Origin of the sequence: Pseudomonas sp. 32_A (assembly GCF_017490905.1) — a bacterium.
GTDB lineage: Bacteria > Pseudomonadota > Gammaproteobacteria > Pseudomonadales > Pseudomonadaceae > Aquipseudomonas > Aquipseudomonas inefficax.
Map to the genome: position 1 here is coordinate 25,128 of NZ_JAFGYI010000049.1, position 14,076 is coordinate 39,203.

The following is a 14,076-nucleotide window of genomic DNA, read 5'->3' on the forward strand; positions in this document are numbered from 1 at the left end:
GGATTTACTGCGAAAGTTTGTTAATGGAAAGGAAGCCGCCAAAGTTGCCGACGTTATTGCGGAACTTACAACCGCTCAGGCATTTGCTGCATTTATCCTTCGTGATATCGGACGTTGGCTGGTCATATTCATCCGCGACAGCCGGACCGCTATAACCGCACTCGTCACCGCGATAGGTCCAGGTGCAGGTGTTGGCCAGCATGATACGTCCCGGAAAAACAGCGCCATCCGTTTCCGTCGGCGTGGACAGTACAAAGGAGGCACTCACCGCGCTCAGTTCGCTGCACTGCTCAATGCGCCAGCGGCTGATCACCTCCTGCTCCGGATCGGCGTAACTGTTTCCGTTGACGAAGTTCACCGCATCCAGAAAACGGGCGTAAACCTTACGCCGGACCACCGTTCCGCCGACCAGACTCTGCATATCTTCCGCCATCCCGGTGACCATACCGTACAGGTTAGAAACCGTCAGCGTGGGGCGCGTACTGGTGCCTTTGCCATTCAGTTCAAAACCGCTCCCCTGAATGGGATACGGCTGATACTGTCGCCCCTGCCAGGTGACCGGCTCACCTTTTTCGTTCTGCTCATTACAGAAAAAATAACGTTCTCCACCGACCTCTGTCAGGTCGATTTCCCAGAGCACCACGCTGGCCGACTGCTCCGCACGGGTGCATTCATTCAGTGTTTCCTGCCGGATATCCTGCATCAGTTCACCACCTGTTCAAACTCTGCGCTGAACTCAACACGCAGCATACTGACCCGCGACGACCATTTTGCGCAGGTCACCTTTATCTGCCGCCACTCATAAGGCGGCGTCCACAGAAAGGATTTCCAGCCCCCGTGCTCTTCCAGAAACGACTCCAGTACCGTGGCCTCCTCACGGGGGACAGAAAGCGTCACGCTGTACGTTTTCAGGTTGGCATTCAGCCCGGCAGGCGCTCGCTGAGAATAGCCATCACCAAAGCGCACCTTTCTTACAGAAGGGACCGAAGCCACATCCATACCGGGTTTCACTTTCCAGCGGAAGGTCTTCATCGTCCACCTCCGGAGAACAGGCCACCATCACGCATCTGTGTCTGAATTTCATCACGGGCACCCTTGCGGGCCATGTCATACACCGCCTTCAGAGCAGCCGGACCTATCTGCCCGTTCGTGCCGTCGTTGTTAATCACCACATGGTTATTCTGCTCAAACGTCCCGGACGCCTGCGACCGGCTGTCTGCCATGCTGCCCGGTGTACCGACATAACCGCCGGTGGCATAGCCGCGCATCAGCCGGTAAAGATTCCCCACGCCAATCCGGCTGGTTGCCTCCTTCGTGAAGACAAACTCACCACGGTGAACAATCCCCGCTGGCTCATATTTGCCGCCGGTTCCCGTAAATCCTCCGGTTGCAAAATGGAATTTCGCCGCAGCGGCCTGAATGGCTGTACCGCCTGACGCGGATGCGCCGCCACCAACAGCCCCGCCAATGGCGCTGCCGATACTCCCGACAATCCCCACCATTGCCTGCTTAAGCAGAATTTCTGTCATCATGGACAGCACGGAACGGGTGAAGCTGCGCCAGTTCTGCTCACTGCCGGTCAGCATCGCCGCCATATTCTGTGCAATACCATCAAAGGTCTGCGTGGCTGCACTTTTTACCTGCGACATACTGTCCGTGGCGCTCTCTTCCCACTCACTCCAGCCGGACTTCAGGCCTGCCATCCAGTTCCCGCGAAGCTGGTCTTCAGCCGCCCAGGTCTTTTTCTGCTCTGACATGACGTTATTCAGCGCCAGCGGATTATCGCCATACTGTTCCTTCAGGCGCTGTTCCGTGGCTTCCCGTTCTGCCTGCCGGTCAGTCAGCCCCCGGCTTTTCGCATCAATGGCGGCCCGTTTTGCCCGTTGCTGCTGTGCGAATTTATCCGCCTGCTGCGCCAGCGCGTTCAGGCGCTCCTGATACGTAACCTTGTCGCCAAGTGCAGCCAGCTGGCGTTTGTACTCCAGCGTCTCATCTTTATGCGCCAGCAGGGATTTCTCCTGTGCAGACAGCTGGCGACGTTGCGCCGCCTCCTCCAGTACCGCGAACTGACTCTCCGCCTTCCACAAATCCCGGCGCTGCTGGCTGATTTTCTCATTTGCTCCGGCATGCTTCTCCAGCGTCCGGAGTTCTGCCTGAAGCGTCAGCAGGGCAGCATGAGCACTGTCTTCCTGACGATCGCCCGCAGACACCTTCACGCTGGACTGTTTCGGCTTTTTCAGCGTCGCTTCATAATCCTTTTTCGCCGCCGCCATCAGCGTGTTGTAATCCGCCTGCAGGATTTTCCCGTCTTTCAGTGCCTTGTTCAGTTCTTCCTGACGGGCGGTATATTTCTCCAGCGGCGTCTGCAGCCGTTCGTAAGCCTTCTGCGCCTCTTCGGTATATTTCAGCCGTGACGCTTCGGTATCGCTCTGCTGCTGCGCATTTTTGTCCTGTTGAGTCTGCTGCTCAGCCTTCTTTCGGGCGGCTTCAAGCGCAAGACGGGCCTTTTCACGATCATCCCAGTAACGCGCCCGCGCTTCATCGTTAACAAAATAATCATCCTTGCGCAGATTCCAGATGTCGTCTGCTTTCTTATACGCAGCCTCTGCCTTAATCAGCATCTCCTGCGCGGTATCAGGACGACCAATATCCAGCACCGCATCCCACATGGATTTGAATGCCCGCGCAGTCCTGTCTGCCCAGGTCTCCAGCGTGCCCATGTTCTCTTTCAGGCGGCGGGTCTGGTCATCAAACCCTTTCGTTGCGGCCTCGTTCGCCGCCTGCAATGCCCCGGCTTCATCGCCGGAACGCTGCAACTGAGCAACATACGCAATCTGCTCCGCCGACACGTTATGGAACTGGCGAGCCATCGCCGTCAGCCCCGACGTCGGGTCTGTGGTCAGCTTCCCGAAGGCTTCAGCGACCTTGTCCACCTCCACGCCGGATGCAGAGGAGAAACGCGCCACACTCTGGCTGATGGACGCAATCTGAGCCTCACCGCTTACCCCCGCCTTAACCAGTGCGCTGAGTGACTCGCTGGTCTGGTTAAACGTCAGCCCTGCCGCCTGCCCGGCTCTGGACAGGACCAGCATACGATCTGCCGTCAGTCCCGCCTGATTGCCGGAAAGGACCAGCGTTTTGTTGAAATCGGACAGGGTTGAGTTGCCCTGATACCAGGCATACGCCAGCGCACCGGTCGCCACCGCCAGCGAGGTGGCCCCCACCATCGGCAGGGTGATCGCACCGGCAAGCCCCCTGAACATGGGGATCATCCCGCCGAAGGAGTCCTTCACCTGCCCCCCCTGTTGCAGCAGGATCAGCCACGGACTTTGCCCGCCTGCAAGCTGCGTGGCCACGTCGGTGAACTGTGCAGGCAGCATACGCATGGCGGCTTTATACTGCCCGACGGAAATCCCCGCTTTCTGTGCAGCCAGCGCCTGTCGGCTCAGCGACTGTTCAACGACTGCCGCTGTTTTTTTCGCATCACTTTCCGTACCAGAAAAATGACGCCTGACTCTGGCCATCTGCTCGTCAAATCTGGCCGCATCCAGACTCAAATCAACGACCAGATCGCCTACCGGTTCAGCCATACCGGACTCCTCCTGCGATCCCTTCTGATACTGTCATCAGCATTACGTCATCCTCCGTCATGTCCGCCACATCCGGGGAAGCGGGGATAACTTCATTCCCGTCCGGGCCAAAGCGGACACCTCCGGCAAGCCCTGCCGCTTTCTGCATCAGCACATCATCTTCAGGCTCTTCGTCAGCCTCGCGCCGGTTCAGCAGACTGAAATCCAGCGGATGCATATCCGGATCGCTGAAAAACAGGCTGAGCACGGTGTACGTCAGCCCGGAAAAGTGCATATCCAGCAGAACATCATGAAAATAATGGGTACTGTAAAAGCGGTGCCAGTCGGCATACTCCGTGGATGACATCCCGGCAAGCATGGCACGCCAGTCGGGTCGCCCCATCTCACGCGCCAGTTTCAGGGCAAAACTCAGCTCACCGTCGAACACTTTCCCGCAGAAACAGGCTCTGCGGGCCCGGCGTCCTCTGTCTGTTCAGGGGCATTATTCACCACAAACTCATACATACCAGACAGCCGGTACACCACGTTTTCAGCATGAGAAATTGCCTCCGTGGGCCAGGTGGTAAGCACTTCCTGCTCAATCTGTTTAACGGCTTCATTCATGGACGGCATCTGCGTCTTCTGCGGATGGTTATGCCACAGGGACATCGCCACCAGAAACGCGCCGGTTCTGATGGCGTCTTCCACAGTAAACTTCCGGTTGCTGTCTGACTCCGCCTGTTCTGCCTGCCGTTTCATCAGGGCGAGATGCTCAATGCGCTGCAGGGCTGACAGTTCAGAAAGCGTGACGGTCACACCGTTATGTTCAAATGATTCGGTTTTCAGGAACATCGCTGACTCTCCGGATTAACTGGCGGTGACGGTAATTTCTGCAACCGCAGCAAACTCACCATTACCGGATACAACCGGAATGTTGACCTTGCCTGCAGCAACGCCGTTCACGGTGATGGTCATACCACTGACCGACACGGTGGCTTTTGTTTTATCCGCAGACACCGCACGAAAGCTCTTGTCGGTTACGCCCTCCGGCTGGAAGGCCACGGTCAGCGTGGTGCTCTGCCCTTTCACCACCGAGGTGCTGGCAGGCGTCACGGTCATGCCGGTTGCCGCTGTTACCGTGCTGCGATCTTCTGCCATCGACGGACGTCCCACATTGGTGACTTTCACCGTGCGGGTGATCACTTCCTTCGCCGTCACCGCCTTACCGATACTGCTGACCCAGCCACGGAACACATCGACCGTGCCGTTCGGGAAGCGGATTTTATAGGCACGGGTATCGCCTTCATTAAACCACGCCAGCAGCGCCTGCTGCCCCTGCTCTCCGGGCATCCACGCCAGCGTGAAGCTGGTATCTCCGGCAGATTTCTGCCCCTGCCCGGTCGCAGTCCAGTCTGCATCTTCATCATCGAGATAGCTGTCGTCATAGGACTCAGCGGTCAGTTCGCCGGGCGTCAGGTCTTTAACTTTTGCCAGACGCGACCAGTCAACGTCTGAAAGCGGATTCGCGTAAGGGTCACCGCTCCCCTTATAAACCCACAGGGTGGTCCCGGCACCTTTCACCGGCATTGTAGGATTTGGTACAGGCATAGCGTCCTCACATTTCATAGGTAATGACATAAGTCAGATCGGCTGAACTCCACAAGCCCGCATCATCGTCGCGCCGGTAGTCATAGCCGCTGGCCACCATACTGGTGATCAAATCTGACAGTGCCGGGATATCGCTCATCACCGGATAAATCCGGGACTCCATCCACGCATCCAGCTCTGAATCCGGCACCTGAGCAGGCAGGAAAACTTCGATATGCAGCTCCGCCTGCCAGGTATCGCTGTCCAGCTCTTCGCCCGTGTATTCAGCGCCGGTGAGATAAACGGCAACTGCCGGAAAATCCGCCTCATCAAAAACAGCGGGGCGACCATCAAAAAACGTCGCCCCGGTGTCATGCTTCTCCAGTGCATCCAGTACGGCTGCACGGAGTTCAGTATGTTTCATCGCTTTATTACCATCCTCAGTTGATGCTGCAGCGCATAGCCCAGCTCTTTCGGAAGACGTTCACGCCGTATCCGCTCAATATTTTGTTTAAACGCCGTGGTCAGCGGCACCGCCATCGGGATTTTCACCACATCAATGGGGTAACGGTTTTTCCCAGCCACACGCTGCATGACATGCCACCGGCCATTTTTCAGTTGCTGAATAAACGCGCCGGGAATACGACGGTTACCCACCACAAGCACGCTGCCGCCACCTTTCAGGGATGAACGCTGCCCCTTTTTACGACGCCTGCGGCGCGAAAGGACAACCCGCGCATTACCCAGCTTGATTACGGGCAAATCCCCCCGGTTAACTTTGATTCTGGCCTGCGGATTTTTGACCGTGGCCCTTTTCAGCCTGGCCCTTTCCTTTACCAGTTTCCGGCGTACCTTTGTCTCACGGGCAACCTGTGACGCCGACTGCGATATCGCGGATGAAGCAACGCGGTTAATGGCCATTGCGGCGGCACCAGGCACCGCCGTTTTGCTGATACGGCTGAGGTTTTCAACGGCCTGCTCAAGACCTTTTATGGCCATACATCCCCCTTTCAGCGGCGACGGTTAACGGCAGGCGGTACGCCCCGTCCAAGCCAGAGATGACAACTTCCGCCATCATCCGGCGAAACCCGATCTACCCAGAAATTTTCCTCACCGATGGTCAGCGTGTCTCCACGCCGCAGCTGCCGCACCTCATCAGTCCGGACAAACAGGGACGGGCTGGAGCCTTCAACGCGCACGCCCTGTCCGGCATAGCTGATATTTTCAGGGTCATCAAAAACACCACGTATCACCGCACCTGACTGCTCACCGGATGTAATGGTGGCTGACGTTCCCATGTACCCGCGTATCGTTTCATCGGCGCGGGCAATGGCAGCATCGAACAGGTTATCGAAATCAGCCACAGCGCCTCCCGTTATTGCATTCTGGCCAGGCCGCGCTCTGTCATTTCGGCTGCCACACCGGCAGAGACACGAAACGCCGTTCCCGGCAGCACAAATGCCACAGGTTCATCCCGCGTGGCGTGAAGTGCATCAGTATGCAGCTTCACCAGTGCCACGACCGTGACCAGTTCAGACGTATCCAGAATCACGGTATCCGGCTGCGCTGATCCCACCTCATTTTCATGTCCGGTCAGCACATTTTCCCGGCTGAGAGGGGTGTCCTGACCGGCAGTTTCATCCGTGTCATCAAGCTCCTCTTTCAGCTCTGCCACACGGAGCGCCAGTTCTTCTTTCGTCCCCGTCAGGCTGACATCACGGTTCAGTTGTTCACCCAGCGAGCGGAGACGGGCAATCAGTTCATCTTTCGTCATGGACTCCTCCACAGAGAAACAATGGCCCCGAAGGGCCATGATTACGCCAGTTGTACGGACACGAACTCATCAGGGTCAGCCAGCAGCATCAGCGGTGCTGACTGAATCATGGTGAACTCACGCGCCGGATCGCCGGTGGTCACCCAGTTTTTCGGGTAACGGGCAGAGGCGTTAATGCCTTCGCGCTGTGCGTCCGCATCCTGAATGCAGCCATAGGTGCGCAGACCGCGTGCCTGAGTGTTCCCCAGCACCATCGTGTTGTCCGGCAGGAAGTTCTTTTTGACGCCGTTTTCCACGTACTGTCCGGAATACACGACGATGGCCACATCGCCATACATCCCCTTATAGGACACCGCTTTGCCCAGGTCTTTCACCGCTGTCTCCAGCTCGGAATTAGAGCCACGACGGGTATCCAGCTTCTCCTTGACGGCTTTGAAGGAACGGAACAGCGCCCAGCCTTTCGGATCGAACACGATGATATTCACCACACCGCTGGCGTTCAGCGCGTAGGCTTCGATATCGTCGGTCGGGTCATACGTGGACTTGTCACGCTTGCTCCACTCCGTGCCGCCGGACTGCGTGATGTTATTCTCCTCACTGCGGCCCATATCCACCTCAACCGGATCGAAGGCTTCACCGGTCATGGTGTATTTGCCCTTAAGCACGGCAGAAACTGCCTGCATCTCTTCGACCTGAGCAATGGCCAGCTCTTCGTCACGCATGTTCTGCATGATGATGCGACGGCGGCGGTAAGCCGGGTCCGCCAGATTCTGCGGATCTTCATCCGGCAGGCGACGCAGGGTCATCTGCGGATTCACTTCATGCTTCGGCTTGACATATCCCGGCGTAAATTCAGAGGTGGAGCCGCCACGGGAACGGATAACCTCACCGGAAACAATCGGCGAAACGTACAGCGCCATGTTTACCAGTCCCGGAATTTGTGAGAGATAGACTTTCTCCGTGGTGAAGGGATAGCTCTCACGGAAAAAGAGACGCAGAAACAGCGGATCAAACTTAAATTTCTGCTCATTTGCCGCCAGCAGTTGGGCGGTTGTGTACATCGACATAAAAAAATCCCGTAAAAAAAGCCGCACAGGCGGCCTTTAGTGATGAAGGGTAAAGTTAAACGATGCTGATTGCCGTTCCGGCAAACGCGGTCCGTTTTTTCGTCTCGTCGCTGGCAGCCTCCGGCCAGAGCACATCCTCATAACGGAACGTGCCGGACTTGTAGAACGTCAGCGTGGTGCTGGTCTGGTCAGCAGCAACCGCAAGAATGCCAACGGCAGCACCGTCGGTGGTGCCATCCCACGCAACCAGCTTACGGCTGGAGGTGTCCAGCATCAGCGGGGTCATTGCAGGCGCTTTCGCACTCAATCCGCCGGGCGCGGTTGCGGTATGAGCCGGGTCACTGTTGCCCTGCGGCTGGTAATGGGTAAAGGTTTCTTTGCTCGTCATAAACATCCCTTACACTGGTGTGTTCAGCAAATCGTTAACGGCATCAGATGCCGGGTTACCTGCAGCCAGCGGTGCCGGTGCCCCCTGCATCAGACGATCCAGCGCAGTGTCACTGCGCGCCTGTGCACTCTGTGGTGCTGCGGCCAGAATGCGGCGGGCCGTTTTCACGGTCATACCGGGGGTTTCTGCCAGCACGCGTGCCTGTTCTTCGCGTCCGTGAGCCTCCTCACAGTTGAGGATCCCCATAATGCGGCTGTTTTCTGCCGCAACCGCTGCGGTGATCTGCGCGTTCACGTCCGGCTGCGCCGCGCTGGCGTTCTCGCCCTCCGTCGCTGGCACCACGTCAGTAACGTCAGCCTGCGAAGCAGTGGCTGAAACAGTTGTTGATTGAGTCTCTTTGGTCATTCGCCCTCCTGAGAGACGGGATTTACGTGCATCCAGTGCATCACGCATGACGGTGATCGCATCGGTGCTGTTAACAAGTTCATCAGCCAGTCCGGCATCAATGGCCTCCTGACCGCTGTACACTGCAGCCTCGGTATCCAGCACAACCTGCACGGACAGGCCGGTATATGCCGACACCTTCTGCGCAAACATCTGGCGGGTTGCGTCCATCCGGGACTGCAGTGTCTCCCGGACGTCATCCGGAAGATGGCTGTAGGGGTTGCCATCCACCTTATGGCTGCCGCTGTAAATCAGCGTGATTTCCACACCCTGTTTCTCCAGCGCAGCACCGTAATTACTGTGAGCCATCATGACGCCGATGGAGCCTGTCCGGGCGGTCTGCGTGACCAGACGCCGGGAGGCGGCACTGGCAAGCAACTGACCTGCACTGCAGTTCATGTCGTTGGCAAGCGCCCATACCGGTTTTATGTCACGCACACGGGCGATGATGTCAGCGCAGTCAAATGCCCCCGCCACCATCCCGCCGGGCGTGTCCATATCGAGCAGAATGCCGTCCACCATCGGATCGCTGGCAGCCTGTTGCAGACGGGCGATAATGCCGTTGTAACCGGTCATCCCCGAGTACGGCTGCAGCGCCCGCGTCCGGCTGACCAGCGTGCCGGACACCGGCAGCACGGCGATGCCGTTCATGACCTGATAACTGCGGGCCTGTCGTGGTCCGTCATCATCACCGGATAATGCCAGCGTCGCGAGTGCCTCCTGGGCAGTCAGGCTGTCGCCGGACACCGCATCCGTCAGGCTGCTGATCCCAAGCTGGCCTGCAAGCGCACAAAAGAAAACCCGCGCATAGGCGGGTTCAAGCATCAGCGGCTCATTAAAGGCCATGCTGGCAATATGCGGGAGATTACGCAGCTCTGCTGTCACTCTTCTCCTCCTCTGTTGATTGTCGCAGCCCGGATTCAAATGCTGCAGCCGCCCAGGCGGGCGGTTTAAGACCGGCTGCACGGCGCTCCATCGTTTCACGGACCTGCTGGGCAAAAATTTCCTGATAGTCGTCACCGCGTTTTGCGCACTCTTTCTCGTAGGTACTCAGTCCGGCTTCTATCAGCATCACCGCTTCCTGAACTTCTTTCAGACCATCGATGGCCATACGACCGGAGCCTATCCAGTCGCAGTTCCCCCAGGCACTGCGGGCTTCCTGAAAACTGAAGCGCGCTTTTGAAGGTAACGTCACCACGCGGCGAACGATGGCCTCTTCCAGCCAGCACAGAAACATCTGGCTCGCCTGACGGGATGCGACGAATTTTCGCCGCCCCATAAAGTACGCCCACGACTCGTTCGCACTGGCCCGTGCCGTGGAGTAGCTCATCTGGGCGTAATTCCGGGAAAGCTGCTCATACGAGACACCCAGCCCGGCAGCGATATACCGCAGCAGTGACTGCTCAAACACGGAGTAGCCGTTATCCGTATCCTGAGCCGTCTGCAGGTTCAGTGAGTCACCCGGCATCAGGTGCGGTACTTTTGCGCCTCCCAGCCGGACCGGCGCTGCGGCGTAATACGCGGCAATTTCACCAATCCAGCCGGTCAGCCTTTCCCGCTGCTCCTGACTGTTCGCGCCCAGAATAAAATCCATCGCTGACTGCGTATCCAGCTCACTCTCAATGGTGGCGGCATACATCGCCTTCACAATGGCGCTCTGCAGCTGCGTGTTCTGCAGCGTGTCGAGCATCTTCATCTGCTCCATCACGCTGTAAAACACATTTGCACCGCGAGTCTGCCCGTCCTCCACGGGTTCAAAAACGTGAATGAACGAGGCGCGCCCGCCGGGTAACTCACGGGGTATCCATGTCCATTTCTGCGGCATCCAGCCAGGATACCCGTCCTCGCTGACGTAATATCCCAGCGCCGCACCGCTGTCATTAATCTGCACACCGGCACGGCAGTTCCGGCTGTCGCCGGTATTGTTCGGGTTGCTGATGCGCTTCGGGCTGACCATCCGGAACTGTGTCCGGAAAAGCCGCGACGAACTGGTATCCCAGGTGGCCTGAACGAACAGTTCACCGTTAAAGGCGTGCATGGCCACACCTTCCCGAATCATCATGGTAAACGTGCGTTTTCGCTCAACGTCAATGCAGCAGCAGTCATCCTCGGCAAACTCTTTCCATGCCGCTTCAACCTCGCGGGAAAAGGCACGGGCTTCTTCCTCCCCGATGCCCAGATAGCGCCAGCTTGGGCGATGACTGAGCCGGAAAAAAGACCCGACGATATGATCCTGATGCAGCTGGATGGCGTTGGCGGCATAGCCGTTATTGCGTACCAGATCGTCTGCGCGGGCATTGCCACGGGTAAAGTTGGGCAACAGGGCTGCATCCACACTTTCACTCGGTGGGTTCCACGACCGCAACTGCCCTCCAAATCCGCTGCCACCGCCGTGATAACCGGCATATTCGCGCAGCGATGTCATGCCGTCCGGCCCCAGAAGGGTGGGAATGGTGGGCGTTTTCATACATAAAATCCTGCAGGTCCCCTGCGTCGCTGTGTCATGCCGGTCTGCACTTCCAGCTCTGCAATATATTTTTTCAGGTCAGACACGGAAGTGGCCGTAAACTCCACCCTTCGTCCGTCTTTCTGTACTGTTGCCACCCGTTTACCTGTCATCAGGTCATGCAGTGCCGCACGGGCAGCGGCAAGTTCTTCCTGTCGCGTCATTCATCCTCTCCGGATAAGGCACGGGCGTAATCTGCCAGTGTTTTCTTGTTGGTTGCTGCACCATCCTCTTCCTGCAGGCTCGCCAGCAGCGCACTGAGATCCAGCTGCCAGCGGGAAATACTGATGCGCAGCGCCGCCAGCGCATAAACGAAGCAGTCGAGTGCCTCATTGCGTCGCTTTTTGCTGTCCCACAGTATTTTTTTCCTGCCATCCACCCATTTTTCGACCTGCTCTTCAGCAGTCAGCTGCTGCGCTTCGGTCAGATCAAAAATATCCGGGTTATTCGGGAAGTGAACGGCACCGGGAAGCGGTTCATCCCCTTCCGGCGTCAGTGTGAAGCGGTTATAAATCTGCTCTTTCGCGGTATCCGTACCGATTTCGGTAAGGTAAACCCCGTTTTTGTTTCGCTTACGTGGCATGCTGGCCACCGGCTTTCCGTAGACGGATGCCCCTTTAATGGGGATCACCCGGAACAGCCCATGTTTTTTCGAGCGTTCATACACAATGGTCGGGTCAATCCCGCCAGTATCCCAGCAGATACGGGATATCGACATTTCTGCACCATTCCGGCGGGTATAGGTTTTATTGATGGCCTCATCCACACGCAGCAGCGTCTGTTCATCGTCGTGGCGGCCCATAATAATCTGCCGGTCAATCAGCCAGCTTTCCTCACCCGGCCCCCATCCCCATACGCGCATTTCGTAGCGGTCCAGCTGGGAGTCGATACCGGCGGTCAGGTAAGCCACACGGTCAGGAACGGGCGCTGAATAATGCTCTTTCCGCTCTGCCATCACTTCAGCATCCGGACGTTCGCCAATTTTCGCCTCCCACGTCTCACCGAGCGTGGTGTTTACGAAGGTTTTACGTTTTCCCGTATCCCCTTTCGTTTTCATCCAGTCTTTGACAATCTGCACCCAGGTGGTGAACGGGCTGTACGCTGTCCAGATGTGAAAGGTCACACTGTCAGGTGGCTCAATCTCTTCACCGGATGACGAAAACCAGAGAATGCCATCACGGGTCCAGATCCCGGTCTTTTCGCAGATATAACGGGCATCAGTAAAGTCCAGCTCCTGCTGGCGGATGACGCAGGCATTATGCTCGCAGAGATAAAACACGCTGGAGGGGTCATCCGGCGTCCATTTGAGGCCAAACGGCGTCTCTTTGTCGCCAAATTTAAGATACTGCTCCTCCCCGCAATGCGGGCAGGCAACATGAAAACGCATAAAATGCGGGGATTCACTGGCTGCACGCTCAATCTGACAGGTGCCTCTCACTTTTGGCGTGGAGCCACGGATGGACTTTGGCCAGACCGAGCCTTCAATACGCTTGTCACCCAGGAACGTCGGAGAGCCTTCCTGTTCAATATCATCATCAAAAGCAGCAAGTTCATCATAACCCGCCACATCCACCGACTTTTCACGGTAGTTTTTTGCCGCTTTACCGCCCAGGCACCAGAAGCCACGCCCATTAGTGAAACGCTTCATGGTGAGCGTGTTATCCCGGTGCTTTTTGCCATACCACGGGGCCAGCGCCAGCAGCGACGGAATATCACGAATAGTCGGCTCAACGTGGGTTTTCATAAAGTTCTCGGCATCACCATCCGTCGGCAACCAGATAAGGGTGTTGCGCTGCTTATGCTCTATAAAGTAGGCATAAACACCCAGCAGCATTTTGGAATAACCGACACGGGCAGACTTCACCACATTCACCTCACGGATGTAGTCGCTGCCCATCGCATTCATGATGGCCCGCTGAAAGGGCAGTGTTTCCCAGCGCCCTTCCTGGTATGCGGATTCTTTCGGGAGATAGTAATTAGCATCCGCCCATTCAACGGCGGTCTGTGGCTCCGGCCTGAACAGTGAGCGAAGCCCGGCGCGGACAAAATGCCGCAGCCTGTTAACCTGACTGTTCGATATATTCACTCAGCAACCCCGGTATCAGTTCATCCAGCGCGGCTGCTTTGTTCATGGCTTTGATGATATCCCGTTTCAGGAAATCAACATGTCGGTTTTCCAGTTCCGGAAAACGCCGCTGCACCGACAGGGGGAGCCCGTCGAGAATACTGGCAATTTCACCTGCGATCCGCGACAGCACGAAAGTACAGAATGCGGTTTCCACCACTTCAGCGGAGTCTCTGGCATTCTTCAGTTCCTGTGCGTCGGCCTGCGCACGCGTAAGTCGATGGCGTTCGTACTCAATAGTTCCTGGCTGGAGATCTGCCTCGCTGGCCTGCCGCAGTTCTTCAACCTCCCGGCGCAGCTTTTCGTTCTCAATTTCAGCATCCCTTTCGGCATACCATTTTATGACGGCGGCAGAGTCATAAAGCACCTCATTACCCTTGCCACCGCCTCGCAGAACGGGCATTCCCTGTTCCTGCCAGTTCTGAATGGTACGGATACTCGCACCGAAAATGTCAGCCAGCTGCTTTTTGTTGACTTCCATTGTTCATTCCACGGACAAAAACAGAGAAAGGAAACGACAGAGGCCAAAAAGCTCGCTTTCAGCACCTGTCGTTTCCTTTCTTTTCAGAGGGTATTTTAAATAAAAACATTAAGTTATGACGAAGAAGAACGGAAA

At 56.9% G+C, this 14,076-nt stretch carries 17 protein-coding genes; all 17 read right to left on the reverse strand.

The window, feature by feature from the left end; genetic code table 11:
* Nucleotides 1-4: 4 nt before the first annotated feature.
* From J5M58_RS22870 to J5M58_RS22950, 17 genes are read right to left on the reverse strand one after another with little or no spacing between them, the layout of a single operon-like run.
* Entirely contained in the window at nucleotides 5-703 is a 699-nt protein-coding gene (locus J5M58_RS22870) for a phage minor tail protein L (RefSeq protein WP_001152639.1), read from the reverse strand.
* The gene (locus tag J5M58_RS22875; protein ID WP_000847379.1) at nucleotides 703-1,032 is read right to left on the reverse strand and encodes a phage tail protein; all 330 of its coding nucleotides are present in this window, start codon (nucleotides 1,030-1,032) and stop codon (nucleotides 703-705) included. Before J5M58_RS22875 ends, J5M58_RS22870 begins: the two co-directional genes overlap by 1 nt.
* Nucleotides 1,029-3,590 carry a phage tail tape measure protein gene (locus tag J5M58_RS22880; RefSeq protein WP_000840207.1) on the reverse strand — a complete coding sequence of 854 codons (2,562 nt, stop codon included), beginning with the start codon at nucleotides 3,588-3,590 and terminating at the stop codon, nucleotides 1,029-1,031. The genes J5M58_RS22875 and J5M58_RS22880 overlap by 4 nt, the downstream gene beginning before the upstream one ends.
* Complete coding sequence (locus J5M58_RS22885) at nucleotides 3,583-4,017, reverse strand: phage tail assembly protein T (protein WP_000459457.1); 435 nt, start codon at nucleotides 4,015-4,017, stop codon at nucleotides 3,583-3,585. The genes J5M58_RS22880 and J5M58_RS22885 overlap by 8 nt, the downstream gene beginning before the upstream one ends.
* Complete coding sequence (gpG, locus tag J5M58_RS22890; RefSeq protein ID WP_000479153.1) at nucleotides 3,999-4,421, reverse strand: phage tail assembly chaperone G; 423 nt, start codon at nucleotides 4,419-4,421, stop codon at nucleotides 3,999-4,001. Before gpG ends, J5M58_RS22885 begins: the two co-directional genes overlap by 19 nt.
* A 15-nt stretch (nucleotides 4,422-4,436) precedes the next feature.
* Entirely contained in the window at nucleotides 4,437-5,177 is a 741-nt protein-coding gene (locus tag J5M58_RS22895; RefSeq protein ID WP_001349920.1) for a phage tail protein, read from the reverse strand.
* A gap of 7 nt (nucleotides 5,178-5,184) precedes the next feature.
* Entirely contained in the window at nucleotides 5,185-5,580 is a 396-nt protein-coding gene (locus J5M58_RS22900) for a phage minor tail U family protein (protein WP_000683105.1), read from the reverse strand.
* Complete coding sequence (locus J5M58_RS22905; protein ID WP_000975070.1) at nucleotides 5,577-6,155, reverse strand: phage tail protein; 579 nt, start codon at nucleotides 6,153-6,155, stop codon at nucleotides 5,577-5,579. The genes J5M58_RS22900 and J5M58_RS22905 overlap by 4 nt, the downstream gene beginning before the upstream one ends.
* A gap of 11 nt (nucleotides 6,156-6,166) precedes the next feature.
* Nucleotides 6,167-6,520 carry a head-tail joining protein gene (locus J5M58_RS22910; protein ID WP_000752979.1) on the reverse strand — a complete coding sequence of 118 codons (354 nt, stop codon included), beginning with the start codon at nucleotides 6,518-6,520 and terminating at the stop codon, nucleotides 6,167-6,169.
* 11 nt (nucleotides 6,521-6,531) lie between these two features.
* A complete protein-coding gene (locus J5M58_RS22915) occupies nucleotides 6,532-6,930 on the reverse strand; it encodes a DNA-packaging protein FI (protein WP_000158919.1) in 399 nt (132 codons plus the stop codon).
* Between the two features lie 41 nt (nucleotides 6,931-6,971).
* The gene (locus J5M58_RS22920) at nucleotides 6,972-7,997 is read right to left on the reverse strand and encodes a major capsid protein (protein ID WP_000063280.1); all 1,026 of its coding nucleotides are present in this window, start codon (nucleotides 7,995-7,997) and stop codon (nucleotides 6,972-6,974) included.
* Between the two features lie 55 nt (nucleotides 7,998-8,052).
* Entirely contained in the window at nucleotides 8,053-8,385 is a 333-nt protein-coding gene (locus J5M58_RS22925; protein WP_001297109.1) for a head decoration protein, read from the reverse strand.
* A gap of 9 nt (nucleotides 8,386-8,394) precedes the next feature.
* Nucleotides 8,395-9,714 carry a S49 family peptidase gene (locus tag J5M58_RS22930; RefSeq protein WP_000123343.1) on the reverse strand — a complete coding sequence of 440 codons (1,320 nt, stop codon included), beginning with the start codon at nucleotides 9,712-9,714 and terminating at the stop codon, nucleotides 8,395-8,397.
* Entirely contained in the window at nucleotides 9,695-11,296 is a 1,602-nt protein-coding gene (locus tag J5M58_RS22935) for a phage portal protein (RefSeq protein WP_001359455.1), read from the reverse strand. Before J5M58_RS22935 ends, J5M58_RS22930 begins: the two co-directional genes overlap by 20 nt.
* A complete protein-coding gene (locus J5M58_RS22940) occupies nucleotides 11,293-11,499 on the reverse strand; it encodes a phage head-tail joining protein (RefSeq protein WP_000198149.1) in 207 nt (68 codons plus the stop codon). The genes J5M58_RS22935 and J5M58_RS22940 overlap by 4 nt, the downstream gene beginning before the upstream one ends.
* The gene (locus tag J5M58_RS22945; protein WP_001027292.1) at nucleotides 11,496-13,421 is read right to left on the reverse strand and encodes a phage terminase large subunit family protein; all 1,926 of its coding nucleotides are present in this window, start codon (nucleotides 13,419-13,421) and stop codon (nucleotides 11,496-11,498) included. The genes J5M58_RS22940 and J5M58_RS22945 overlap by 4 nt, the downstream gene beginning before the upstream one ends.
* Nucleotides 13,396-13,941 (reverse strand): DNA-packaging protein, encoded by a 546-nt coding sequence (locus J5M58_RS22950; RefSeq protein ID WP_000453580.1) that lies wholly within the window; start codon nucleotides 13,939-13,941, stop codon nucleotides 13,396-13,398. The genes J5M58_RS22945 and J5M58_RS22950 overlap by 26 nt, the downstream gene beginning before the upstream one ends.
* Nucleotides 13,942-14,076 lie beyond the last annotated feature (135 nt).

What these genes read in the sequence shown, in the direction of transcription:
- J5M58_RS22950 (WP_000453580.1), bottom strand. Translation starts at nt 13,941, where the DNA reads ATGGAAGTCAACAAAAAGCAGCTGGCTGACATTTTCGGTGCGAGTATC.
- gpG (WP_000479153.1), bottom strand. Translation starts at nt 4,421, where the DNA reads ATGTTCCTGAAAACCGAATCATTTGAACATAACGGTGTGACCGTCACG.
- J5M58_RS22920 (WP_000063280.1), bottom strand. Translation starts at nt 7,997, where the DNA reads ATGTCGATGTACACAACCGCCCAACTGCTGGCGGCAAATGAGCAGAAA.
- J5M58_RS22915 (WP_000158919.1), bottom strand. Translation starts at nt 6,930, where the DNA reads ATGACGAAAGATGAACTGATTGCCCGTCTCCGCTCGCTGGGTGAACAA.
- J5M58_RS22905 (WP_000975070.1), bottom strand. Translation starts at nt 6,155, where the DNA reads ATGGCCATAAAAGGTCTTGAGCAGGCCGTTGAAAACCTCAGCCGTATC.
- J5M58_RS22880 (WP_000840207.1), bottom strand. Translation starts at nt 3,590, where the DNA reads ATGGCTGAACCGGTAGGCGATCTGGTCGTTGATTTGAGTCTGGATGCG.
- J5M58_RS22900 (WP_000683105.1), bottom strand. Translation starts at nt 5,580, where the DNA reads ATGAAACATACTGAACTCCGTGCAGCCGTACTGGATGCACTGGAGAAG.
- J5M58_RS22895 (WP_001349920.1), bottom strand. Translation starts at nt 5,177, where the DNA reads ATGCCTGTACCAAATCCTACAATGCCGGTGAAAGGTGCCGGGACCACC.
- J5M58_RS22925 (WP_001297109.1), bottom strand. Translation starts at nt 8,385, where the DNA reads ATGACGAGCAAAGAAACCTTTACCCATTACCAGCCGCAGGGCAACAGT.
- J5M58_RS22940 (WP_000198149.1), bottom strand. Translation starts at nt 11,499, where the DNA reads ATGACGCGACAGGAAGAACTTGCCGCTGCCCGTGCGGCACTGCATGAC.
- J5M58_RS22875 (WP_000847379.1), bottom strand. Translation starts at nt 1,032, where the DNA reads ATGAAGACCTTCCGCTGGAAAGTGAAACCCGGTATGGATGTGGCTTCG.
- J5M58_RS22935 (WP_001359455.1), bottom strand. Translation starts at nt 11,296, where the DNA reads ATGAAAACGCCCACCATTCCCACCCTTCTGGGGCCGGACGGCATGACA.
- J5M58_RS22870 (WP_001152639.1), bottom strand. Translation starts at nt 703, where the DNA reads ATGCAGGATATCCGGCAGGAAACACTGAATGAATGCACCCGTGCGGAG.